This window comes from Streptomyces atratus (assembly GCF_900119365.1).
Lineage (GTDB): Bacteria > Actinomycetota > Actinomycetes > Streptomycetales > Streptomycetaceae > Streptomyces > Streptomyces atratus_B.
Genome location: NZ_FPJO01000012.1, coordinates 93,052 through 116,454 on the forward strand (window position 1 = coordinate 93,052; position 23,403 = coordinate 116,454).

Consider the following 23,403-nt stretch of genomic DNA (forward strand, 5'->3'; position numbering starts at 1 on the left):
GGGCACCCGAGCCGGAGGCGGCTCACGTCAGGCTCTCCCGCCACGCCCGGTGCAGCCCCGCGAAGCGGCCCGTGCCGGCGATGAGTTCGGCCGGGGCGCCGTCCTCCACGATGCGGCCGTGTTCCATCACCAGGACCCGGTCCGCGATCTCGACCGTGGACAGGCGGTGGGCGATCACCACCGCGGTGCGGCCGTGCAGCACCGTGTCCATGGCCCGTTGCACGGCCTGCTCGCCGGGGATGTCGAGCGAGCTCGTCGCCTCGTCGAGGATCAGCACCGCCGGGTTGGCGAGCAGGGCGCGGGCGAAGCCGACCAGCTGGCGCTGACCGGCCGAGATCCGGCCGCCCCGCTTGCGTACGTCCGTGTCGTAGCCGTCGGGCAGTGCGCTGATGAAATCGTGCGCGCCGATCGCCTTGGCGGCCTGCTCGATCTCCGCGCGGGTCGCGTCCGGGCTGCCGATCGCGATGTTCTCGGCGACCGTCCCGGAGAACAGGAACGCCTCCTGCGTCACCATCACCACACCCCGCCGCAGCTCCGGCACGGCCAGGTCCCGCAGATCCGTGCCGTCGAGCAGCACCCGGCCGTCCGTCGGGTCGTAGAACCGGGCCAGCAGCTTGGCCAGCGTCGACTTGCCCGCACCCGTCGACCCGACCACCGCGACGGTCTGCCCGGCCGGGACCGTCAGATCGAAGCGGGGCAGCACCTCGCCGCCCGTGCGGTAGGCGAAGCGCACCTGGTCGAATACGACCTCCCGGCCCGGGTGCTCGCCCGTGAGGGCCGGCAGCTCCCGCGGGTCGGACGGCTCGGGGACGGACGGGGTCTGGGCCAGCAGACCCGCGATCTTCTCCAGCGAGGCCGCGGCCGACTGGTAGGAGTTGAGGAACATGCCGAGCCGGTCGATCGGGTCGTACAGCCGGCGCAGATAGAGCACGGCCGCGGCCAGCACCCCGAGCGCCAGGGTGCCCGAGGCCACCCGGTACGCGCCCCACAGCACGATTCCGGCGACCGCCGTGTTGGCGACCAGCCGGGAGCCGACGACGTAGCGGCCCATCTCCAGCATCGCGCTGCCGTTGGTCCACCGGTGCGTGTTGTTGAGGCCCTCGAAGTGCGCGTCGTTGACGGGCTCGCGGCGGAAGGCCTGGACGGGGCGGATGCCGTTCATCGTCTCCGCGAACTTCACGATGACCGCGGCGATCGCCGAGGACCGCTCGGCGTACAGCACACCGGCCCGCCGCTGGAAGCGCCGCACCAGCAGATACAGCGGGACGAAGGAGAGCACGGCCAGCGAGCCCAGACCGAAGTCCAGCCAGAGCAGCATCAGCGAGATGGAGACGAAGGACAGGACGACGCCGATCAGCTCCTGGAGCCCCTCGCTGAGCAGCTCCCGCAGCGACTCCACGTCCGTGGTGGAACGGGAGATCAGCCGGCCCGAGGTGTAGCGCTCGTGGAAGTCCACGCTCAGCGCCTGCGCATGACGGAAGATCCGCCCGCGCAGATCGAGCAGCGCGTCCTGGTTGACCAGGGAGGAGACCCGTACGAACGCGTACTGCGTGCCCCCGGCCACCGCCGAGCACAGCGCGTACCCGACGGCCACCGCGATCAGCGGCCCGTATTCCGCGTCCCGGAACGCGGGCACCCCGCTGTCGATGGCGTACGCGACGAGCAGCGGACCGGCCTGGACCGAGAGCTGCTGGACCAGCAGCACCAGCGCGATCAGCGCCACCCGGGCCCTCATCGGCCGCAGCAGCGATCTCAGCAGGGCCCCGGTCGCGCCGGGCGGGGTGGGCAGGTCGTCCCGGTCGAAGCGGTCCCCGGCGCTCCCGGCATCCTCGGTGGGCTCGGCGGGGGCTGTGTCCGCAGTCGTCGTACTGGTCATCGGGTGCCCTTCTCGGCGAGGTGGTCCTCGGCGGACAGGTCGGGGAAGGCGTCCTCGGTGGGCGCGTCCGGCGCGCCCTCGGCGCCCGACATCAGCCAGGCGTACTCGGGGCTGCTGCGCAGCAGTTCCTGATGGGTGCCGACGGCGGCGATCCGGCCCTCCGAGAGCAGCGCCACCCGGTCCGCGAGCATCACGGTGGACGGCCGGTGCGCGACCACGATCGCCGTGGTCTCCGCCAGGACCTGCCGCAGCGCGGCCTCCACCAGCGCCTCCGTGTGCACGTCCAGCGCGGAGAGTGGATCGTCCAGGACGAGGAAGCGCGGCCGGCCGACCACGGCGCGGGCCAGTGCCAGCCGTTGCCGCTGGCCGCCGGAGAGGCTGAGGCCCTGCTCCCCGACCTGGGTGCCGACGCCCTCGGGCAGACCGTGCGCGAAGTCGGCCTGGGCGATGGCCAGTGCCCTGCGCAACTCGTAGTCCCCGGCACCCTCGGCGCCCATCAGCACGTTCTCCCCGACGCTCGCCGAGAAGAGCGTCGGCTCCTCGAAGGCCACCGACACCAGCTCGCGCAGCCGCTCCCGGGACATGGTGGTGATGTCCGTACCGTCCAGCGTGATCCGCCCCGCGGTGGCCTCGTGCAGCCGCGGCACGAGGGCGGTGAGCGTCGTCTTCCCGGAACCCGTGGCCCCGACCAGGGCCATCGTCTCGCCGGGGCGGATCCGCAGATCGATCCGGGACAGCACGGGCACGGAGCCGGGCTCCGCGTCGGGATAGCGGAACTCCACGCCCTCGAAGACCATTTCACCGTGGGCCGAGTCGCTGCCCCGGACGGGCCCTTCCACGCCGGACGCGCCCTCCTCCTCGGCCACGTCCATCACCTCGAAGAACCGCTCGGTCGCCGTCGCCGACTCCTGGCTCATCGCCAGCAGGAAGCCGATCGACTCGACCGGCCAGCGCAGCGCGAGCGCGGTGGAGAGGAAGGCGACCAGAGTGCCCGCGGAGAGGCCGCCGTCCGCGACCTGGACCGTGCCGAGCACCAGCGCCGCACCGATGGCCAGCTCCGGGATCAGGGTGATGGAGGACCAGATGCCCGCGAGGAGACGGGCCTTGCCCAGCTCCGTGGTGCGCAGCCGCTCCGAGAGGGAACGGAAGGAGAGGGCCTGGCTGCGGTGCCGGCCGAAGCCCTTGATGATGCGGATGCCGAGCACGCTCTCCTCGACGACCGTCGTCAGATCACCGACCTGGTCCTGGGCCCGGCGCGCCACCGCCGAGAACTTCGTCTCGAAGACCAGGCAGATGATCACCATCGGCACCACCGGAGTGAGCAGCACCAGTCCCAGCGTCCACTGCTGCATCAGCAGGATGACGAAGCCGATCAGGATCGTCGCCCCGTTGACCAGCAGGAAGGTCAGCGGGAAGGCCAGGAACTGACGCAGCAGCATCAGGTCCGTGGTCGCGCGCGAGAGCAACTGCCCCGATGCCCAGCGGTCGTGGAACGCCACCGGCAGCCGCTGGAGATGCCGGTACAGATCGGCCCGCATCGCCGCCTCGACCCCGGCCAGCGGCCGCGCCACCATCCACCGCCGCACCCCGAACAGCGCAGCCTCGGCGATGCCCAGCAGCAACAGATACAGCGCGCCGAGCCAGACCCCGCCGGGGTCGCGGTCCGTCACCGGGCCGTCGACGATCCACTTCAGGACGAGGGGGATCACCAGGCCGACGCAGGACGCGACGATCGCGACCAGCGCGGCGCCGAACAGCCGCTTGCGCACCGGCTTCACATAGGGCCACAACCGCAACAGGGACTGAACGGTGGACCGGTCCTTGGGCTCTGCATGTTCTTCGGGCATCACAGTCGAGCCTACGGTTCACCCCTGACATCGCTCATGTGGTTTTTCCGGCCGGCGGGCGCCGGCCGGGCCCGGGGAGCGCAGGTCGTAGCCCGTATCAACCGATCGGCTGATGCCTCTTCGAGCGCGATGGACGATGGTGCGCCGACTCCCGCGACACGATGCTCGGGGGCATGGCAATCATCGAAGTGAACGGGGCGCGGAAGGCGTACGCCGGGCGCACCGTGGTCGACTCAGTGAGCTTCGCCGTCGACGAGGGGGAGATCTTCGGGATCCTCGGCCCCAACGGCGCGGGCAAGACCACCACCGTCGAGTGCGTCGAGGGACTCAGGGTCCCCGACGCCGGCACGGTCCGCGTCGCCGGACTCGACCCCGTCGCCGACCACGACCGGGTCACCCGGCTGCTCGGCGCCCAGCTCCAGGAGAGCGAACTCCAGCCCAAACTCACCGTGGCCGAGGCGCTGGAGCTCTACAGCGCCTTCTACCCGGACCCCGCCGACTGGCGGGAGCTCGCCGAACGGCTGGGCCTGCACACCGTGTACGGCACCCGCTTCGCCAAGCTGTCCGGCGGTCAGAAGCAGCGGCTGTCCATCGCGCTCGCCCTGGTCGGCAACCCGCGGGTGGTGGTGCTCGACGAACTGACCACCGGCCTGGACCCACGGGCCCGCCGGGACACCTGGAAACTCATCGAGGACGTACGCGACAGCGGCGTCACCGTCCTGCTGGTCACCCACTTCATGGAGGAGGCCAGACAGCTCTGCGACCGGATCGCCGTCATCGACAGGGGGAAGGTCGTCGCCCTCGACACCCCCTCCGGCCTGATCGGCAGGGCGGGCAGCTCCACGGTCATCTCCTTCACCCCGTCGCGGCCGCTCACCGATGCCGAGCTGGAGCAACTGCCCGGCGCGGCCTCCGTGGAGCGCAAGGACGACCGGATCGACATCAGCGGCACCGACGAGACGGTCAACGCCGTGATCTCCCTGCTGGCCCGGCACAGCATCACCGCACACCGGCTCCGCGTCTCGGAGGCGACGCTCGACGACGCCTTCCTCGACCTCACAGAACAGGCGGCCTGAGATGACCACGGCGAACCCGGCCACGGCGACGGCCACCACGGCACCCGCACCGGCATCCGCGCGCAAGGCGGTGCTCAGGTCCGAGACCCGGCTCTTCCTGCGCGAACCCGGCGCCCTGTTCTGGATCGTCGTCTTCCCGACCGCGCTCCTGACGATCCTCGGCCTCATCCCCTCCTTCCGGGAGCACACCGACGACCTCGGCGGCCGCCGCGTCATCGACCTGTACGTACCGGTGGCGGTCCTGCTCGCCATGATCATGTCCGGGCTGCAGGCCATGCCGCCCGTTCTCACCGGCTACCGCGAACGCGGCATCCTGCGCCGGATGTCCACCACTCCGGTACGCCCCTCCGCGCTGCTCACCGCGCAGATCGCCCTGCACGGCGCCGCCGCCCTCGGCTCCGCCGCACTGGCGATGGCCGTCGGCCGGGTCGCCTTCGGCGTCGAACTGCCCGGACAGCCCGTCGCCTACGTCCTGGCGCTGCTCCTGTCGACGGCGAGCGTGCTGACCCTCGGCGCACTGCTCTGTGCCCTCTCCCGTACGACCAAGGCGGCCGCCGCCATCAGTTCGGTCGTGAACCTCCTGATGATGTTCACCGCCGGCGTCTGGATCCCGGTGCAGAGCATGCCCGACACCCTCCGGGACATCGTCCGGTTCACCCCGTTCGGAGCGGCGTCCGAGGCGCTGGACCGGGCGGCGTCCGGCAGCTGGCCCGGCTTCACCCAGCTCGGCGTGATGGCGCTGTGGACGGCGCTGGTGACGCTGCTCGCGACCCGTCTGTTCCGCTGGGAGTGACCGCCGCGCCGGAGACGGGGAGACTGCACCCATGAAGGCGTGGGAAACGGCGACGGCGCACCGGAACGGCGCGATGAGCGCCGAGCTCGGGTGGGAACGGTTCTTCAGGTACGGGCCCTACGGGCTCCTCGGCCTGAGCACCCTCGTCGCGGCCGCGAGCGCCCCGCTCACCATGGAGCGCACGGACGTGCACGCCGTCGTGGTGCTGGTGCCCGTCGCTCTCGCCCTCCAGCTCTGGTGGGGGCGGGTCGGGCCGACCGTTGTCCCCAAGTCGCGGGCGTCGCAGCTCTACTACGTCGCCCGCACCCTGCTCGCCTTCGCACTGACCTGGTGCAACCCCTTCTACTCGGTGTTCGCGATCCTCGGATATTTCGATACCGGCCGGCTGCTCCCGCAGCGGGCCGTCCGTCCCGCGCTGCTGGTCACGGCCGCCATCATGGCGGGTGCGCAGTGCGGCAGCGGCCTGCCGCCGGTCTCCCTGATGAACTGGGTCGCCTTCGCCGCCCTGCTCGGTCTGCACGGAACCCTCACCATGGTCTTCGCCAAGATCGGCGACCGCGAGGCCGACCACGCCCGCACCCAGGTCGACACCATCGCCGAACTGGAGTCGGCCAACGCCCGCCTGGAACAGGCCCTGGCGGAGAACGCCGGGCTGCACGCCCAGCTCCTGGTCCAGGCCCGCGAGGCGGGCGTCGCCGACGAGCGCCGTCGGCTCGCCGCCGAGATCCACGACACCCTGGCCCAGGGACTGGCCGGCATCATCGCCCAGCTCCAGGTGGTGGACTCGATCGGCGACACCGACCCGGCGCTGGCCCGGGTGCACCTGGACCGCGCCGCCGACCTCGCCCGGCACAGCCTCGGCGAGGCACGCCGCTCGGTCCACGACCTGGTCCCCGCCGCACTGGAACACGACGACCTGCCGGGCGCGCTGAAGCGCACGGTCACCGACTGGGCGGAACGCCACGGGGTCCGGGCCGAGTTCACCGTCACCGGCACCGTCGAGCCGGTCCACGACGAGATAGCCGCCACCCTCCTGCGGATCGCCGAGGAGGCCCTCGCCAATGTCGGCCGCCACGCCGGGGCTTCCCGGGCCGGTGTCACGCTGTCGTTCATGGGGGACGAACTCACCCTGGACGTACGGGACGACGGCTGCGGCTTCGACCCGGTCGCCCTGCCACCGGCCGGCGGTGCGGGCGGTTTCGGGCTCGGCGGCATGCGGGCCCGCGCCGAGCGCATCGCGGGCACCGTCGAGGTGGAGACCGAGCCGGGCCGGGGCACGGCGGTCAGTGCCCGGGTGCCCCTGGTCCGGCACAGCCGATGACCAGTACGGTTGGCCTGCCATGGCTCAGGAATCCGCACGCGTCATCACACTCGTCGTCGTCGACGACCACCCCGTCGTACGGGACGGTCTGCGCGGCATGTTCGACTCGGCCCCGGACTTCGAGGTCCTCGGGGAGGCGTCGAACGGGGTGGAGGGGGTGGACCTGGCGGTCCGGCTGGACCCCGATGTCGTCCTGATGGACCTGCGGATGCCGGGCGGCGGCGGAGTCGCCGCCATCGCCGAACTGGCCCGGCGCGGCGCCCGCTCCAAGGTTTTGGTCCTCACCACGTACGACACCGACTCCGACACCCTGCCCGCGATCGAGGCCGGCGCGACCGGTTATCTGCTCAAGGACGCGCCCCGCGACGAGCTGTTCACCGCCGTCCGCGCCGCCGCCGACGGCCGCACCGTGCTCTCGCCCGCCGTCGCCTCCCGGCTCATCTCACGGGTGCGCACCCCGGCGGCGGGCAGCGAGGCGCTGTCGGTCCGCGAGCGCGAGGTGCTCGAACTCGTCGCGAAGGGCACGTCGAACCGGGAGATCGCCGCCGAGCTGTTCATCAGTGAGGCCACCGTGAAGACCCATCTCACCCATGTCTTCGCGAAGCTGGGCGCCAAGGACCGGGCCGCCGCCGTCGCGATCGGCTACGACCGGGGCATCCTCGGCTGACCCGGCCGCGCACACCGCTCACTTTGTGACGCGCAGCAGCTGCACCGACCTGGCCGGCAAGGCCAGCGTCCCGTCGCCCGGGTGGACGGTGCCGGGGGCCGCTGCCTGGTCCTCCCGTGAGGTGTCCAGGACCATCTCGTAGCTGTGCGCCCACGGCGGCCCGGGGAGCCGGAAGCCGGCCGGCCGGTGACCGGCGTGCAGGACCGTCAGAAAGCTGTCGTCCGTGATCGGCTCGCCGCGCGCGTCCCGGCCGGGGATGTCGCGTCCGGAGAGATAGAGCCCGACCGCGGCGGCCGGTGCGTACCAGTCCGCCTCCGTCATCTCCGTACCCCCTGCGGTGAACCACGCCAGGTCACGCAGTCCGTCCGCCGCCTGCGGCAGCCCGGAGAAGAAGGCCCGGCGGCGCAGCACCGGATGGGTGTGGCGCAGCCGTAGCACCCGTGCCGTCAGCTCGGTCAGCGCCCGCCACCCGGGCTGTTCGAGCAGTGACCAGTCCAGCCAGCCGATCTCGTTGTCCTGGCAGTACGCGTTGTTGTTGCCGCCCTGCGTACGGCCCATCTCGTCGCCCGCGACCAGCATCGGCACGCCCGTCGACAGCAGCAGCGTGGTCAGCAGATTGCGCAGCTGGCGGCGGCGCAGCGCGTTGATCCCGGGGTCCTCGCTCTCGCCCTCGGCGCCGCAGTTCCAGGCCCGGTTGTCCGAGGTGCCGTCCCGGTTGCCCTCGCCGTTGGCCTCGTTGTGCTTCTGTTCGTAGCTGACGAGGTCGCGCAGGGTGAAGCCGTCGTGCGCGGTGACGAAGTTGACCGAGGCGTACGGGCGCCGGCCGCCCCACGCGTAGAGGTCGCTGGATCCGGTCAGCCGGTAGCCGAGGTCGCGCACGTCGGGCAGGGCGCCGCGCCAGAAGTCCCGGACGGCGTCCCGGTAGCGGTCGTTCCACTCGGTCCACAGCGGCGGGAAGGCGCCCACCTGGTAGCCGCCGTTGCCGACGTCCCACGGCTCGGCGATCAGTTTCACCCGGCGCAGCACCGGGTCCTGGGCGATCACCGCGAGGAACGGCGAGAGCATGTCGACGTCGTGCATGGAGCGGGCCAGCGCGGCCGCCAGGTCGAAGCGGAAGCCGTCGACGCCCATCTCCGTCACCCAGTACCGCAGCGAGTCCGTGATCAGCCGCAGCACCTGCGGCTGGACCACGTGCAGGGTGTTGCCGCAGCCGGTGTAGTCCGCGTATCTGCGGGCGTCGGACTGGAGGCGGTAGTAGCCGCGGTTGTCGATGCCGCGCAGCGAGAGCATCGGCCCGAGCTCGCCCGCCTCCGCCGTGTGGTTGTAGACCACGTCGAGGATCACCTCGATCCCGGCGTCGTGCAGGGCCCGCACCATCCGCTTGAACTCGCCGACCTGCTGGCCCGCGGTGCCGCTCGCCGAGTAGCCGGCGTGCGGGGCGAAGTAGCCGATGGAGTTGTAGCCCCAGTAGTTGCGCAGCCCGCGCCTCAGCAGATGGTCCTCGTGGGCGAACTGATGGACCGGCAGCAGCTCCACCGCCGTCACCCCGAGCCGCTGAAGGTGCCCGACGGCCGCCGGATGGGCGAGACCGGCGTACGTGCCCCGCAGCTCCTCGGGGATCCCGGGGTGCAGCTTGGTGAAGCCGCGCACATGGAGTTCGTAGATGACCGAGTCCGCCCACGGCGTCTTGGGCCGGCGGTCCTCGGCCCAGTCGTCGTCGTCATGGACCACGACACCCTTGGGGACGTGGCGAGCGGAGTCCCGTTCGTCGCGGACGGTGTCGGCGACATGCTGCTGCGGCCAGTCCCTCACATGGCCGTACACCTCGGGCGGAAGGGTGAACGAGCCGTCCACCGCCCGTGCGTACGGATCGAGGAGCAGCTTCGCCGGGTTCCAGCGGGCCCCGGTCCAGGGGTCCCAGCGGCCGTGCACCCGGTAGCCGTAGCGCTGCCCCGGCCGTACGCCCGGCACGAAGCCGTGCCGGATCTCATGGGTCAGCTCGGTCAGCGCGAGGCGCCGCTCGGTCCCGTCCTCGTCGAAGAGGCAGAGCTCGACGGCCTCCGAACCACCCGACCAGAGCGCGAAGTTGGTGCCCGCCACCCCATCGGGGCCCACCCGGAAACGGGCCCCGAGCGGCGTCGGGGCGCCGGGCCACACGGCCGAAGGCGGCCCCGGCACGGCCTGCCGCCCGGCCGCCGTCCCCGGCTCCTGCACTGCCTCCTGCTCGGCTGCGCTCGACACCTGCTCGCCTCCCGCGGCTCGTGGGATCCGGCACCTGGGAGGAGCGCGCGGCGTCCCGGCCGCGGCTCCCCGAGTGTCGTCCTCCCCCCTGTTCCTGCCCACCCCGGCGCCCGCACTCACGTTTCCCCCGACCGGCCCCCGTCGTTGGGGGGACGTGAACCACGTAGCGAAGAAGAAGGTGGCGAACCCGGCCGCCGTGCTGACATGGGCAGGACTGCTCGTCGTGCTGGCCGTACTGACCGGCTGCTCCGGCGCCGGATCGATCTTCAGCGGTAAGGCGGGCCCGCCGCAGGACGCGATCCAGGTCACCCCGCGGGACGGGGCGAAGAACATCGGTCCGGACGAACGGATCGAGGTGAAGGTCCCCGACGGCCGGCTGGAGAGCGTCGAGGTGACGCGGATCGAGGACGCGCAGCGCCAGAAGGTGCCGGGCCGGATCGCGGACGACGGCCGGTCCTGGGCGCCCCGGAGCGGGGCGGGACGGCTCGGGCTCGCCGCCAAGTACAGCGTGGACGCGGTGGCCGTGGACGGCTCGGGGAAGCGCTCGGCCCGCCACACCACCTTCACCACGGCCGTGCCCCGACACCGCTTCATCGGCTACTTCAAACCGGAGAACCGCTCCACGGTCGGCACCGGAATGATCGTCTCCTTCCACTTCAACCGGCCGGTCACCCACCGCGCGGCCGTGCAGAAAGCCATCCGGGTGACGGCCGTTCCGCCGGTCGAGGTGGTGGGGCACTGGTTCGGCGGCGACCGCCTCGACTTCCGCCCCGCCGCCTACTGGAAGCCCGGCACCGAGGTGACCGTCGAGATGGCGCTGCGCGACGTGGAGGGGGCGCCGCACGTCTACGGCACCCAGGACAAGAAGATCGCCTTCGAGGTGGGCCGCTCCCAGACGTCCCTGGTCGACGCGGCCGCGCACACCATGGAGGTGCGCCGCGACGGCGAGGTGGTCTCGACCTTCCCGATCACGGCGGGCTCCGCGGGGACGGCCACGTACAACGGGAAGATGGTGGTCAGCGAGATGCACGAAGTGACCCGGATGGACGGCCGCACGGTCGGCTTCGGCGGCGAGTACGACATCAAGGACGTCCCGCACGCCCTCCGGCTCACCGATTCCGGCACCTTCCTGCACGGCAACTACTGGTCGGACGAGGACGTCTTCGGCTCGGACAACGTCAGCCACGGCTGTGTCGGGCTGGAGGACGTACAGGGCGGCAGCAGCGACACCCCGGCCGGCCGGTTCTTCGACCGGACGCTCATCGGTGATGTGGTCGAGGTCGTCAACTCCGCGGACAAGCAGGTCGCACCGGACAACGGGCTCGGGGGCTGGAACCTGGACTGGACCCGGTGGAAGGCGGGTTCCGCCCTCCGCTGAGCCCCGGCCGGCCGCCCCGGCCGGCCGCCTCCCGCGCCCCCTGGTGAAGTCCTGGGACAACTTGGGACTGAACGGTGACATCCGGAGGGGTCATCTCCCCACGGTCGGTGTGATTATCTTTCGCTGAGCGTGCATATGCAGCGCGCGGGGGAGGGAACCTCCGGGTTCCCGGGGCCATGGCGGGGCCAGGCCGTGTGAGGGGAGACGACCACATTGAACGGGCAGCCGATATCGGGGACATCGGCCGGGGCGAACGGCATACGGGGCGGGCGAGGCTCCACCGGACTGCTGGGTCTGGTTCTGGGTGCGCTGCTGTTGCTGGTGACGGCGTGCGGCGGGGGAGACGACGCGGGCGGCGGCAAGGGTGGCGGCGCGGGGAAGGCCGAGGACACCTCCGCCTCGCAGGCCGTGGTGACCGTCGCGCCCAAGGACGGCGCCGACTCCGTCGCGACCAGCGGTGCGCTGAAGGTCTCGGCCGACCAGGGGAAGCTGACCACGGTCAAGGTCTCCGACCCCAAGGGCACCGAGGTCGAGGGGAAGATCGCGGCCGACGGCGCCAGCTGGACGCCCGACCAGCACCTGGCCGCCGCGACCAAGTACAAGGTCCACGCGGTCGCCAAGGACTCGGAGGGCCGTGAGTCGGCGAAGGACACCAGCTTCACCACGCTGGTCCCGCAGAACACCTTCATCGGGCAGTACACCCCGGAGGACGGCTCCACGGTCGGCGTCGGGATGCCCGTCTCGATCCACTTCACCCGCGGCATCACCGACCCGGCCGCGGTCGAGAACGCGATCAAGGTGACGGCCGAGCCGTCCGTTCCGATCGAGGGCCACTGGTTCGGCAACGACCGCCTGGACTTCCGCCCCGAGGAGTACTGGGCCGCGGGCACCAAGGTGACCGTCGAGCTCAACCTCGACGGCGTCGAGGGACGCCCCGGTGTCTACGGCAAGCAGGCCAAGACGATCTCCTTCACCATCGGCCGCAAGCAGGTCAGCACGGTCGACGCGAGCACGCACCGGATGAAGGTCGTCCGCGACGGTCAGCAGATCAAGGACATCCCGATCTCGGCGGGCGCCCCGGCGACCACCACGTACAACGGCCAGATGGTCATCAGCGAGAAGCTCAAGGTGACCCGGATGAACGGTGACACCGTCGGCTTCGGCGGCGAGTACGACATCAAGGACGTGCCGCACGCGATGCGTCTGTCCACCTCGGGCACCTTCCTCCACGGCAACTACTGGGGCGCCTCCAGCATCTTCGGCTCGACCAACACCAGCCACGGCTGCGTGGGTCTGCAGGACGTGCGCGGCGCCTGGAGCAAGAAGACCTCGGCAGCCTGGTTCTTCGACAACTCGCTCATCGGCGACGTCGTGGTCGTGAAGAACTCGAACGACAAGACGATCCAGCCGGACAACGGCCTCAACGGCTGGAACATGTCCTGGTCGGAGTGGACCAAGTAGTCCTGCGAGCAAGCAACACGGAGCGGGCCCGGCGCTGTGACCAACAGCACCGGGCCCGCCGTCGTCAGCGACGGTTAACCTGCCTCCCATGACCGCAAATCTCGAAGTACGCGACGGCGTCGGCACGATCCGGCTGGACCGTCCGCCCATGAACGCCCTGGACGTCGCCACCCAGGACCGGCTGCGTGAGCTCGCCGGGGAGGCGACCCGGCGCGACGACGTGCGGGCCGTGGTCCTCTACGGCGGCGAGAAGGTGTTCGCGGCGGGCGCGGACATCAAGGAGATGCAGGCGATGGACCATACGGCGATGGTCGTACGGTCCAAGGCGCTGCAGGACTCGTTCACCGCGGTGGCCCGGATCCCCAAGCCGGTCGTCGCCGCCGTCACCGGCTACGCACTGGGCGGCGGCTGCGAGCTGGCGCTCTGCGCCGACTTCCGTATCGCCGCCGACAACGCCAAGCTGGGCCAGCCCGAGATCCTGCTCGGGCTGATCCCGGGCGCGGGCGGCACTCAGCGCCTGGCCCGGCTGATCGGCCCCTCCCGGGCCAAGGACCTCATCTTCACGGGGCGTCATGTCAGGGCCGAGGAGGCCCTGACGATCGGTCTGGTGGACCGAGTGGTGCCCGCCGCCGAGGTGTACGAGCAGGCGCACGCCTGGGCCGCCGGGCTGGCGAAGGGACCGGCGCTGGCGCTGCGCGCGGCCAAGGAATCCATCGACGCCGGCCTGGAGACGGACATCGACACCGGGCTCACGATCGAGCGCAACTGGTTCGCCGGACTGTTCGCCACCGAGGACCGGGAGCGCGGAATGCGCAGCTTTGTGGAAGAGGGTCCGGGCAAGGCCAAGTTCCTCTGATTGAGCGTCAGTTGGACACAGGCTGACGCGGGTTCATCCGTGCGGGCGGATTGGCTGGGCCTTGAGGAGACCTTGAGGCCCAGCACCCCGGTCGGCCCGCACGCCTGGCCCGGAGGGGTATTCGTGCAGGTCAGAGGGGTTGTAGCGACACGCATTCTGCCGCTGGCACATGCCTGTCGACCTCCGGGGGACGGCGAGTTCCAGGGTGCGGATTCCTTCGGAACGGCCACGGCGTGCTGTTCTTGCGGCCATGATGGTGTCCATGGCGGGCCTGGAGGGTGTGGAACAGCCGCGACCGCACAGCGGTGCGACAGCGGCGCGCTGGATGTCGGTCGTCGAGGACGAACGGGCGTTCAAGGCACTGGAGTTGTTCGGAAATCCGACGGAGGGTGAGGTCCGGCTGCCCTCCCGTCCGGAGTCCGCGGCCACCGCCCGGGGGCTCACCTCGTGCGTGGTGCTCCGTCAGTGGGCGCTCTCCCCGCAGACCGCCGAGTACGCCGTGCTGCTCGTCTCGGAGCTCGTCGGCAACGCGGTGCGGCACACCGGTGCGCGGGTCTTCGGGTTGCGGATGCTGCGGCGCCGGGGCTGGATCAGGATCGAGGTGCGCGACCCCTCGCGCGGGCTGCCCTGTCTGATGCCCGTTCGGCCGATGGACATCAGCGGACGGGGCCTCTTCCTCGTCGACAAGCTCTCCGACCGCTGGGGGGTGGATCTGCTGCCGCGTGGCAAGACCACCTGGTTCGAGATGCGGATCTCCGACCGCTGACCCGGCGGGCCCGCGCCCGGAACCACAGCAGCCCCCGGTCCGCCGTGGTGAGGCGCTTCGGGGGCTGCTGTGTGGGGGCCGTGAAATGGGGGGTGTGTTCACGGCCGCTTGTGACGACCGGGCTCGGGTCATGCGGTCGTGTGACCGACTATGGCAGACGGGCGACCTCTCCGCCAAAGGTGCAGTCGTCGCATTGGTGGTCATAGTGGGACATTTTCCATGTGAATCGCAGGTGTGATGGGTCACTTGCCTGCAAAAGTGTGAACATTTATGGGATTCGGTGAATGATTCATTCGCGCCACCCATGTGTCTAAATTGTTACTTTTGCTCCCTCTCGTCCCTACTGTGTCTGTACATGAATGCCTCCGACACCCCGGTGCACCGCCGCGGCGCCCTGCGCGCGGGCACAGGGGCCGCCCTCGCCGGTGTCCTCGCCGCCGGATGCGCGGACCGCGACGCCGCCGGCACCCCGGCCGGGGCCGTCACGGACACGGTGAGCCCGAAGAACCCCGCCGACGCGACTGCCCGGCCCCCGTCCCCCCGGCCCGCGCCCGGACCGCACCGCTTCCCCGGACAGCCGGTCCAGATCGACCACGGTCCCCGCGACCGCGCCCGCGTCGCCCTCACCTTCCACGGCCAGGGCGACCCCGCCATCGCCCGCACCGTCCTCGCCGAGGCCGAACGGGCCCACGCCCGGGTCACCGTCCTCGCCGTCGGCAGCTGGCTCGACGAACACCCCGGCATGGCCCGGCGCATCCTCGACGGCGGCCACGAACTCGGCAACCACACCCAGCACCACGCCGACATCTCCTCGATGGGCGAGGTCCAGGCGTACGCGGAGATCGACGACTGCGCCCGGCGGCTGCGCCGGCTCACCGGCTCCATCGGCACCTGGTTCCGGCCCTCGCGCACCCGCTACGCCACCCCGCTCGTCCAGCGGCTGGCCGCCAGGGCCGGCTACCCGCACGTCCTCTCGTACGACGTGGACTCCCTCGACTTCACCTCCCCCGGCGCCGCGGCCGTCACCCGCAAGGTGGCCGGGGCGATCCGCAACGGATCGGTGGTGAGCCTGCACTTCGGCTACGCGGACACGGCCGCCGCGCTGCCCCTCCTCCTCACCGAAATCGACCGCCGCCAACTGCGCGCGGTGACGACCACGGAGCTGCTGACCTGATGTCTCCCTCCACCAAGCACACCGCGGCCCTGCTCGGGGCCGTCCTGCTCGCCGCGCTCACCGGCTGCGGCACCCCCGCCGAGAAGACGGACGTCCAGGCCGTCGGCAGCGAGGCCGCCCGGCCCGCCGAGTCCGATCGTGTCGCACCACCGGGGCTCCCCGGGATGCCCCCGGTGCTCGACGCCAAGGACGTCTACGCGGCCGACCGCGGCAAACTCTCCCCGGTCGTCAAGGACTTCCCGTCCCGGGTGTACGTCCCCAACACCAACTCCGACACCGTGTCCGTGATCGACCCCGCGACGTACGAGGTCATCGAGACCATCGACGTCGGCCGCCAGCCGCAGCACGTCGTCCCGTCCTGGGACCTGAAGACCCTCTGGGTCAACAACGACATCGGCGACAGCCTCACCGCGATCGACCCGGCCACCGGGAAGACCGGCCGCACGGTTCCGGTCTCCGACCCGTACAACCTCTACTTCACCCCGGACGGCAAATACGCCGTGGTGATGGCCTCGATGGACCGTCAGCTGGTCTTCCGCGACGCCCACACCATGAAGACGGCCAAGACCGTCCCGGTCGACTGCTCGGGCGTCAACCACGCCGACTTCTCCACCGACGGCCGGTACTTCATCGTCTCCTGCGAGTTCTCCGGCGAGCTCCTCAAGGTCGACACGGCGAAGATGAAGATCGTCGGCCGGCAGAAGCTGCCGTTCAACGGAGCGATGCCGCAGGACGTGAAACTCTCGCCGGACGGCGGGACGTTCTACATCGCGGACATGATCGCCGACGGGATCTGGGTGCTGGACGGAAAGAAGTTCACCACTCCGAAGCTGCTGCGCACCGGCGAGGGCGCCCACGGCCTCTACGTCAGCCGCGACTCCAAGGAGATGTACATCTCCAACCGGGGCGAGGGTTCCGTCTCCGTCTTCGATTTCGCGAAGCGCAGGCTGGCGAAGAAGTGGAGGCTGCCCGGCGGCGGCAGCCCCGACATGGGCGGGGTCTCGGCGGACGGCAAGGTCCTCTGGCTGAGCGGGCGTTACGACGCCGAGGTGTACGCGATCGACACCGCCACCGGCAAGCAGCTCGCCCGTATCCCGGTGGGCAGCGGCCCGCACGGGCTGGCCGTCTACCCGCAGCCGGGCCGCTACTCGCTCGGCCACACCGGCGTCTTCCGCTGACCGCCCGGCCGCTTCTCGTCATGGCCCTGCCGACCGCTCACCCCGCGATCAGCAGGGCCTCCGAGCCCACCGGCCGGTAGCCCGCCGTCTGGAACGTCCGCACACTGCGGGCGTTCCCCGGCGACTGCTGGGCCCACACCACCGCGTCCGGCACCAGATGCCGGGCCGCCCGCGCCAGCCGCTCGCCGAGCCCCCGGCCGCGCGCCTCCTCGTCCACCTCGATCGCGGTCTCCCAGCGGCCCGCGACGCCCCGGCCGAGGATCACCACACCGCCGTCGGCGGACCAGACCCGCACCTCGTCGCGGTACTTCATCGCCCGGGCCACCCGGGGGTGCTCCGGGTCCTCGATCTCCCGCAGCTCGATCTCCGGTCCGCCGGGCAGGGCCTTTGCGACCGTCAGCAGATCGATGGTGTTCATGTGGCGGCCGCTCCGGGCCGTCAGCGCGCTCAGGAAGTGCGGATTCATCGTCGCGGCGAGCTCGTCGCCGGGGGTGCCGGCCAGCACGGACCGCACCCAGTCGGGGTCCTCGTCGGTGAAGACCACCGAGTGCGCGGTGAACGCCAGCACTCCCGCGTCCCGGGCACCGGGCTGCCCCACCACGGTCGTCGAACCGTCCGGCGGGGGAAACCGCCCGTGCGCCGCGGCCGTCAGAATCCGTGCCAGCGCGTCATCCATGCGCGTTCCGCTCCCCGGTCCGGTCCGTGGTCCGCCGGGCGGCGGACCTCCCAGCAATGATCGACTACCGGCCGCCGCGAACGCCATCGGTCACGACCGTTAATCTGACCCCCGTCAGTCAGGCATTGGTCAGGCATTGATCAGGCATTACGAAGGGGCAGAACTGTGGCGGACATAGAGTCGGCGCGCAAGGCATTCGAGCGGTTCGATGTGAACGGCGACGGGCTGATCTCGGCCGCCGAGTACAAGAGCGTGATGGCTCAGCTCGGCGACCCCTACGTCACCGAGCCGGTGGCCCAGGCCGTCATCAACTCGCACGACGCCAACGGCGACGGGCTGCTCACGTTCGACGAGTTCTGGGCGGCGCAGAACAAGGACTGATCCCCGAAGGACCCCCGGCCCGCGGGCCGGGGGCCGCCGTCGGTGCCGCGGTCAGGCGTTCTTGCGGTACGGAGCCCAGCCGCGCAGCTCCTCGTCGCGCGGGGCCCGCAGCACGGCAGGCTTCCCGGGGCCGAAGCCCATCACCGGGCGCGAGGCGTCCCAGGCCGGCCAGCCGGGGTCACCGGACCCGGCGAACGCCACCCACGCCGCGTGCATCGCGTCGGCCAGCTCCTGCGGCGCGTCCGCACCGGCCAGCGCCACCGCGTCGGGCATCTCCAGGGTGTCGAAGACGAAGCCGATCTCCAGCGCGTGACAGGCACCGAGCCGCAGTACCGGGGACGGCCAGCCGAACTCGTAGAGATGGGTGCTTCCCCGGGCCTCCGTGCGGGCGTCGGCCACCCGGTTCAGCGGGACCCGCAGCAGCAGATCGGTGGCGAGCGCCCCGAGCAGCTCACCCGGCGTGGCACCCGGCCGGTTCGCCCGGTACGTACGCGTCGTGGCGCCCGGCACCTTGAACTTCAGCAGGGCCAGCCTGAGCTTGAACGCGGACAGCCGCTCCGTCAGACCGCTGGGCACGAACCAGAGCCGGTACTCCTCGCTGTTCGAGCCCATCAGCAGATCGACGCCCGACGCGGCGCCGTCCAGCAGCGCTTCGAGCGGATCGCGGGGCAGCACATCGCCGTCCACCACGATCTGGAAGGAGTTCCCGCCGGTCAGCGGGGAGCCGCCGGACGTCACCTCGGTCTGCGCGGCCAGCAGCGCCGCCGGATCCACCGCCGCCAGCGCCCCGGCCGTCGCCTCGACCCCGAGCCGCTTGGCGATCAGCTCCGTGGTGCGGCGGGCGGCCGCGCCCAGCGGCAGTGCGGTCGGAGCACCGCTCTGCAGCACCGCCCGCCGGAACAGGCCCTGTGCCCGCGGGGCGGCCAGCAGGGCGCCGATGCTGATCGCCCCCGCCGACTCGCCGCACACCGTCACCAGGTCCGGATCGCCGCCGAACGCCGCGATGTTCTCCCGCACCCAGGCCAGCGCCGCGATCTGGTCGAGCAGCCCCCGGTTGGCGGGCGCGTCCGGGAACACCCCGAACCCCTCGATGCCGAGCCGGTAGTTGACCGACACCAGGACCACACCGTCACGGGCGAACGCGGTCCCGTCGTACAGCGGAACCGCCGACGAGCCGTGCAGCAGCGAGCCGCCGTGGATCCAGACGAGCACCGGCAGCCCGGTGCGGGCCGGGGACGGCGTCCACACATTGAGGTTGAGACAGCCGTCGCCCGCCACGTCGGGGTCGGGCAGCAGCCGGTCCAGCGGCGGGGAGTACGGCCGCTTGGGCGCGGTCGGCCCGAACGCCAGCGCGTCCCGCACCCCCTCCCAGGGCTCGGGCGGCTCGGGCGCCCGGAAGCGCAGGGCGCCGACCGGCGCGGCGGCGTACGGGATGCCTCGGAAGACGGCGACGCCCCGCTCCACCGTGCCGCGCACCGTCCCGTGGACCGTACTGACCTGGAGGGACGTCCCGGATATCGGAGAGGGTACGGAAGACATGAGGTTCAGCCCTTCTGCGGTGCGAACGCGGACCGGTGACCCGATACGTACCCGGTCCGGGGCCCCGTCGACCCGGACCGGCCGGTGCCGGGGTGACGGGGGCGGGGGTCAGGAGGAGGACGGTGCCGTCAGGGCCCGCTTGAGGACCTTGCCGGTCGGTCCCAGCGGCAGCGAGCCGGTGAACCGCACGATCCGCGGATACTTGTGCCGCCCGAGCCGCTCCCTGGACCAGTCGATCAGCTCCTCCTCCGTCACCGCCTCCGCCCCGGCGCGCAGGACGACGACCGCGCAGATCTCCTCGCCCCGGGCCTCGTCGGGCACGCCGATCACCGCGACCTCGGAGACCGCCGGATGGCGGACCAGCACCTCCTCGACCTCGCGCGGATAGACGTTGAAGCCGCCCCGGATGACCAGGTCCTTCTTCCGGTCGACGATGCTCAGGAAGCCGTCCTCGTCCCGGACCCCGAGATCCCCGGTGCGGAACCAGCCGTCGACCACCGCCGCGGCCGTCGCCGCCGGGTCGTCGAGATACCCGGCGAACACGTTGTGGCCGCGCACCACCACCTCGCCGACCTCGCCGTCCGGGAGCAGCACCACCGCGTCCTCCACCGCCGCGTCCGCCACACCCGTCTCCACGCCCCAGATCGGGTGGCCGATCGAGCCGGGGCGGAGGCCGAGCTCCGGCTGGTTGAAGGTGGCGACCGGGGAGGTCTCGGTCAGCCCGTAGCCCTCCAGGACCTGCGTCGAGAAGGTGTCCTCGAAGCGTTCGAGCACGGCGACGGGGAGGGCCGCGCCGCCCGAGACGGCGGCGCGCAGCCTCGTCCGGTCCCGCGTCCCGGTCTCCTGCGCCGCCGCCTCGACCAGGGCGTGGTACATCGTCGGTACGCCCATGAAGACGCTCACCCCCTCGGCGGCCAGCAGCTCCAGCGCGCCCGCGCCGCTGAAGCGCGGCATGAGGACGAGCGTCGCCCCGGCCCGGAGCGTCGCGTTCATCGCACAGGTCTGCCCGTAGGAGTGGAAGAGCGGCAGACAGCCGAGGACCACGTCGTCGACACCGAGCCCCAGCAGGTCGTGGGCGATCACGGAGGCGTTCATCACGAGGTTGAGGTGGGTGAGCAGCGCCCCCTTGGGCTGCCCGGTCGTGCCGCTGGTGTAAAGGATCACCGCGGTGTCCTCCGGGGCCGCCGGCTCCGGCGCGGGCAGCGGGTCGCCGCCCGTGGGTACGCCGTGCACCGCCCGGACCCCGGCTGCGCGCGCCGCCTCCTCGGCGACCGGCCACATCGGACCGTCGGCGATCAGCGCGACGGAACCGCTGTGCCGCAGCACGTACGCCACCTCTTCGGCCACCAGCAGCCCGTGCACCGGGACCACCGTCGCCCCGGCGGCCAGCGCGCCGTAGTACGCGTACAGGAAGTCCGCCGAATTGGGCAGCAGCACCGCGACCCGGTCGCCCGGCCGGACCCCGGACGCCCGCAGCGCGCCCGCACAGCGCAGGGCCCCCGCCCACAGCTCGCGGTAGCCGGTCCGGGTGCCCGAATCGACCACGGCGACGCGGTCGGGGTGCTTGCGGGCCGACTCGCCCAGGATGGTTGCGACGCTGAGAAACATGACACGCTCCAGGAAACATGGCGTTCACACGGCTGCTCCTGCTCAGAATCGGCCGTGCCCCCGGTTTCGCACAATGTGCAGTTGCCCACCATGTGTAATGGCCACCTGGGCAGCAGCCACGCGGAGCGGACCATGGCAAGGCATCCGCATAACGCGCGTGGGCGTTAGCCTTCGGTCATGGCGCAGAACCCGGCTGCCCGAGCCCCTCGCTCCGAAGCCCCTCGTTCCGACGGACCCCGCGACGGCGAGCTGCGCCGTGCCCTGGCCGTCGCCCTTCTGCCGGGGATCGACGAGCTGACCCGGCGGGTCGTCGACGACATCCACGCGCACAGCGGTACGTACGCCTCCGGCTCGCCCGTCAGCCGGGACGACCTGTGGGAGATCTGCCGCGACAACCTGCTGCGTGCCCTGGAGGACTTCGGCGGGCTGCCGTCCAGCGAGGGCGACGGCGAGCACGCGGCGCGCGAGACGGGGCGACGGCGCGCGGAGCAGGACGTACCGCTGGACACCGTGCTCCAGGCCTACCGGCGCGGGGGCCGGGTGATGTGGCAGGTGATGGCCGAGCATCTGCGGGCGACGCGCGGGACACCGGAGGCCGTGGGGCCGGTCGCGGGCGACCGGGACACCGAGCTCGACATGGCGGGTGCCGTGTGGGAGACCATCGACCGCTACTCGCTGGTGATGGCGGAGTCGTACCGGCTGACCCAGCTGGAGATGCAGGGCAGGCAGGACACCCGCCGCGTCGCCCTCTTCGAGGCCCTGCTCGACGGGCGCGGCGACGACCCGGCGGTCGCGGCGGCGGCCTCCGCGGCGCTGGGCGTGCCGGTCCACGACCGGTACGTCATCGTCGTCGCCGCCCAGGACCCGGCCGCACCGCCCAACCCGGCCCCCGTCCTCGACGACCACGGCATCTGGTCCTTCTGGCGGCCCCGGTCGGGCCGGTACGCGGGAATCGTGCGGCTGGCCGCGGGGGAATCCGGCGTCCTGCTCGACCTGCTGCGCCGCCGCACCGGCGCCACCGCGGGTGTGTCACCGGAGTTCGACCGGCTCGCCCAGGCGGGCAGGGCCCTGCGCCTGGCCGAGCAGGCGCTGCGCACGCTGCCCGCGGGGAGCGGCGAGGCGGCGGCCTTCGACGACCGGCTCGCGGAGGTGCTCCTGGTCGGCCGGCCGGAGATCGCCGAACGCATCGTCATCACACAGCTGGGCGGCGTCCTGGACACGGCGGCCGAACGCGAGGTTCTGCTCACCACCCTCCGGGTCTGGCTCGACCACGGCTGCTCGGCGGTGCGGGCGGCCGAGCTGCTCTACTGCCACCGCAACACGGTCCTCAACCGGATCGGCCGGATCGCCGAACTCACCGGCCGGTCCGCCGAGTCGGGCGAGGTGCGACTGGGGTGGGCGCTGGCCCTGCGGGCGCTGCCGCTGATCGGCGCCGAGGGCGAACGGGCGCCGGTGGACGGCGACGTGGGCCGGACCTGACCGTGCGGGCCGCCGCGCGGGACCGGAGGCCGCTGCCGGGCCTCCGGTCGTCGGCTCCCGCGCCGTACCGATGGTGTGTCAGGCCGCGAAGTGCTCGGAGAGGGACTCCCGTTCGTCGACCTCGACGAGATCGGGACGGGTGTAGCGTTCCGCGCGGGCGTGGTAGTCGAAGTCGCCCCGGACCAGCCCGCGGTAGTCCCGTACGCACCGCTCCAGAGCGGCCCGGGTGGGGCCCTGGATGCCGGCCGCCTCGATCTCCTCGATCAGCTCCTTCTCGGCGCGCTGCACCCGCTGCGCGATCTCCGCGAGCTGCCCCCCGGCCTCGTCGACGGCCTCCTGGAGCGTGCATCCGCGATCGCGCTGGATGAGACGTACCGCATTGTGCTCGTATCCGAGCAGCGCCTCCTTCTCGAAGGAACAGATGTCGTTGCAGAGCCCCGAGTGATCGGTCACGGCATTGCGCAGCGCGATGTACGCGGGAAGGCTCCGGGCCGATTCCGGCAGGTCGATCCCGGCTGTGATCTCGTGGAGATCGAGAAAGGGCTGCATGGCCACCGAGTCCCGGCGGTGCTTCACGAATTCGGTCCGGGTCGGCGCCTGCCCGGCGGCCCGCTCGACGGCCTCCGCGTAGTAGGTCCACAGCCAGGCGACCGTGTCCCGCCGGAACTGCCGGATCCAGCGCGCCGAACGGTCCCGGTACGTCCGGGTCCGCAGCCCGACGAGCGCCTGCTCCATGGCGCCGCGCGGCGGGCCGCCGTCGAGCACGGTGACCAGCCGGTCGATCGCCGCCTCGCACATGCGCGGATCACGTCCGGCAGGCCCGTCGTCGAACTCGTCGTCGACGAGGAAGGCCCAGAAGAGCCACTGGCAGAAGAGATCGAGATGCTGCTGCGAGGCGGTCGGGAATATCAGGGATATCCAGAGTTCGGGCCTGGTCCGGATCATCTTCTTCCGGGCCACCGGGGAGAGCGCGAGGCCATTGGATTCGGCCCATTCCCATGCTGCTTCTCTGGTCTCCTCGATGCCGGGATTGCATCCGGTGCTCTGGAACGGCATGTGAAACGCTGGCAGCGCAATCTGGCTCAT

General features: G+C 71.6%; 19 protein-coding genes. 12 read left to right on the forward strand and 7 right to left on the reverse strand.

Annotated features, from left to right (window positions below):
* Positions 1-22: 22 nt before the first annotated feature.
* Positions 23-1,876, reverse strand: coding sequence for an ABC transporter ATP-binding protein (locus BT364_RS21215; RefSeq protein ID WP_072486795.1), 1,854 nt, complete (start codon positions 1,874-1,876; stop codon positions 23-25).
* Positions 1,873-3,723, reverse strand: a complete 1,851-nt coding sequence (locus BT364_RS21220) for an ABC transporter ATP-binding protein (protein WP_072486796.1) — start codon at positions 3,721-3,723, stop codon at positions 1,873-1,875. Before BT364_RS21220 ends, BT364_RS21215 begins: the two co-directional genes overlap by 4 nt.
* 173 nt (positions 3,724-3,896) lie before the next feature.
* On the opposite strand from BT364_RS21220, the gene BT364_RS21225 reads away from it, so the two are divergent.
* The 4 genes from BT364_RS21225 to BT364_RS21240 are packed head-to-tail and all read left to right on the forward strand — an operon-like array spanning position 3,897 to position 7,580.
* Positions 3,897-4,799, forward strand: coding sequence for an ABC transporter ATP-binding protein (locus BT364_RS21225; protein ID WP_079179572.1), 903 nt, complete (start codon positions 3,897-3,899; stop codon positions 4,797-4,799).
* 1 nt (position 4,800) lies between these two features.
* Entirely contained in the window at positions 4,801-5,592 is a 792-nt protein-coding gene (locus tag BT364_RS21230) for an ABC transporter permease (protein WP_072486798.1), read from the forward strand.
* A gap of 31 nt (positions 5,593-5,623) precedes the next feature.
* On the forward strand, positions 5,624-6,913 hold the full coding sequence (locus BT364_RS21235; RefSeq protein ID WP_177328184.1) for a sensor histidine kinase: 1,290 nt from the start codon (positions 5,624-5,626) through the stop codon (positions 6,911-6,913).
* Positions 6,914-6,932: 19 nt separating this feature from the next.
* A complete protein-coding gene (locus tag BT364_RS21240) occupies positions 6,933-7,580 on the forward strand; it encodes a response regulator (RefSeq protein ID WP_072486799.1) in 648 nt (215 codons plus the stop codon).
* Positions 7,581-7,598: 18 nt separating this feature from the next.
* On the opposite strand, the gene glgX is transcribed toward BT364_RS21240, so the two are convergent.
* The gene (glgX, locus tag BT364_RS21245) at positions 7,599-9,821 is read right to left on the reverse strand and encodes a glycogen debranching protein GlgX (RefSeq protein ID WP_072486800.1); all 2,223 of its coding nucleotides are present in this window, start codon (positions 9,819-9,821) and stop codon (positions 7,599-7,601) included.
* Positions 9,822-9,975: 154 nt separating this feature from the next.
* Here glgX and BT364_RS21250 point away from each other — a divergent pair, with 154 nt between their 5' ends.
* The 6 genes from BT364_RS21250 to BT364_RS21275 all read left to right on the forward strand — a co-directional run bounded on the left by BT364_RS21250 (position 9,976) and on the right by BT364_RS21275 (position 16,634).
* The gene (locus BT364_RS21250) at positions 9,976-11,199 is read left to right on the forward strand and encodes a L,D-transpeptidase (RefSeq protein ID WP_072486874.1); all 1,224 of its coding nucleotides are present in this window, start codon (positions 9,976-9,978) and stop codon (positions 11,197-11,199) included.
* A 213-nt stretch (positions 11,200-11,412) separates the two neighbouring features.
* Complete coding sequence (locus BT364_RS21255; protein WP_072486801.1) at positions 11,413-12,660, forward strand: L,D-transpeptidase; 1,248 nt, start codon at positions 11,413-11,415, stop codon at positions 12,658-12,660.
* A gap of 88 nt (positions 12,661-12,748) precedes the next feature.
* Entirely contained in the window at positions 12,749-13,516 is a 768-nt protein-coding gene (locus tag BT364_RS21260) for an enoyl-CoA hydratase/isomerase family protein (protein WP_072486802.1), read from the forward strand.
* A 250-nt stretch (positions 13,517-13,766) separates the two neighbouring features.
* Positions 13,767-14,282, forward strand: coding sequence for an ATP-binding protein (locus BT364_RS21265; RefSeq protein WP_072486803.1), 516 nt, complete (start codon positions 13,767-13,769; stop codon positions 14,280-14,282).
* A 355-nt stretch (positions 14,283-14,637) separates the two neighbouring features.
* Positions 14,638-15,456, forward strand: a complete 819-nt coding sequence (locus BT364_RS21270; RefSeq protein WP_072486804.1) for a polysaccharide deacetylase family protein — start codon at positions 14,638-14,640, stop codon at positions 15,454-15,456.
* Positions 15,456-16,634: a YncE family protein gene (locus BT364_RS21275; RefSeq protein WP_072486805.1), complete on the forward strand. Its 1,179-nt coding sequence runs from the start codon at positions 15,456-15,458 to the stop codon at positions 16,632-16,634. Before BT364_RS21270 ends, BT364_RS21275 begins: the two co-directional genes overlap by 1 nt.
* A gap of 37 nt (positions 16,635-16,671) precedes the next feature.
* Here BT364_RS21275 and BT364_RS21280 read toward each other — a convergent pair whose 3' ends face one another.
* A complete protein-coding gene (locus tag BT364_RS21280; protein ID WP_072486806.1) occupies positions 16,672-17,310 on the reverse strand; it encodes a GNAT family N-acetyltransferase in 639 nt (212 codons plus the stop codon).
* Positions 17,311-17,475: 165 nt separating this feature from the next.
* On the opposite strand from BT364_RS21280, the gene BT364_RS21285 reads away from it, so the two are divergent.
* Positions 17,476-17,691 (forward strand): EF-hand domain-containing protein, encoded by a 216-nt coding sequence (locus BT364_RS21285; RefSeq protein WP_072486807.1) that lies wholly within the window; start codon positions 17,476-17,478, stop codon positions 17,689-17,691.
* Positions 17,692-17,742: 51 nt separating this feature from the next.
* Here the strand turns inward: BT364_RS21285 and BT364_RS21290 are convergent, their stop codons facing one another.
* Together BT364_RS21290 and BT364_RS21295 are read right to left on the reverse strand one after the other, a co-directional pair.
* Positions 17,743-19,230, reverse strand: coding sequence for a carboxylesterase/lipase family protein (locus BT364_RS21290; RefSeq protein ID WP_072486808.1), 1,488 nt, complete (start codon positions 19,228-19,230; stop codon positions 17,743-17,745).
* 108 nt (positions 19,231-19,338) lie between these two features.
* A complete protein-coding gene (locus BT364_RS21295; protein WP_072486809.1) occupies positions 19,339-20,838 on the reverse strand; it encodes a long-chain-fatty-acid--CoA ligase in 1,500 nt (499 codons plus the stop codon).
* Positions 20,839-21,015: 177 nt separating this feature from the next.
* Here BT364_RS21295 and BT364_RS21300 point away from each other — a divergent pair, with 177 nt between their 5' ends.
* Positions 21,016-22,317 (forward strand): PucR family transcriptional regulator, encoded by a 1,302-nt coding sequence (locus BT364_RS21300; RefSeq protein WP_079179565.1) that lies wholly within the window; start codon positions 21,016-21,018, stop codon positions 22,315-22,317.
* A 78-nt stretch (positions 22,318-22,395) separates the two neighbouring features.
* Here the strand turns inward: BT364_RS21300 and BT364_RS21305 are convergent, their stop codons facing one another.
* Complete coding sequence (locus tag BT364_RS21305) at positions 22,396-23,403, reverse strand: terpene synthase family protein (RefSeq protein WP_442759023.1); 1,008 nt, start codon at positions 23,401-23,403, stop codon at positions 22,396-22,398.

Coding starts and splice junctions, on each gene's coding strand:
- BT364_RS21215 (WP_072486795.1), bottom strand. CDS start 1,876: ATGACCAGTACGACGACTGCGGACACAGCCCCCGCCGAGCCCACCGAG.
- BT364_RS21220 (WP_072486796.1), bottom strand. CDS start 3,723: ATGCCCGAAGAACATGCAGAGCCCAAGGACCGGTCCACCGTTCAGTCC.
- BT364_RS21225 (WP_079179572.1), top strand. CDS start 3,897: ATGGCAATCATCGAAGTGAACGGGGCGCGGAAGGCGTACGCCGGGCGC.
- BT364_RS21230 (WP_072486798.1), top strand. CDS start 4,801: ATGACCACGGCGAACCCGGCCACGGCGACGGCCACCACGGCACCCGCA.
- BT364_RS21235 (WP_177328184.1), top strand. CDS start 5,624: ATGAAGGCGTGGGAAACGGCGACGGCGCACCGGAACGGCGCGATGAGC.
- BT364_RS21240 (WP_072486799.1), top strand. CDS start 6,933: ATGGCTCAGGAATCCGCACGCGTCATCACACTCGTCGTCGTCGACGAC.
- BT364_RS21260 (WP_072486802.1), top strand. CDS start 12,749: ATGACCGCAAATCTCGAAGTACGCGACGGCGTCGGCACGATCCGGCTG.
- BT364_RS21265 (WP_072486803.1), top strand. CDS start 13,767: ATGATGGTGTCCATGGCGGGCCTGGAGGGTGTGGAACAGCCGCGACCG.
- BT364_RS21270 (WP_072486804.1), top strand. CDS start 14,638: ATGAATGCCTCCGACACCCCGGTGCACCGCCGCGGCGCCCTGCGCGCG.
- BT364_RS21275 (WP_072486805.1), top strand. CDS start 15,456: ATGTCTCCCTCCACCAAGCACACCGCGGCCCTGCTCGGGGCCGTCCTG.
- BT364_RS21280 (WP_072486806.1), bottom strand. CDS start 17,310: ATGGATGACGCGCTGGCACGGATTCTGACGGCCGCGGCGCACGGGCGG.
- BT364_RS21290 (WP_072486808.1), bottom strand. CDS start 19,230: ATGTCTTCCGTACCCTCTCCGATATCCGGGACGTCCCTCCAGGTCAGT.
- BT364_RS21295 (WP_072486809.1), bottom strand. CDS start 20,838: ATGTTTCTCAGCGTCGCAACCATCCTGGGCGAGTCGGCCCGCAAGCAC.
- BT364_RS21300 (WP_079179565.1), top strand. CDS start 21,016: ATGGCGCAGAACCCGGCTGCCCGAGCCCCTCGCTCCGAAGCCCCTCGT.
- BT364_RS21305 (WP_442759023.1), bottom strand. CDS start 23,403: ATGAGCCAGATTGCGCTGCCAGCGTTTCACATGCCGTTCCAGAGCACC.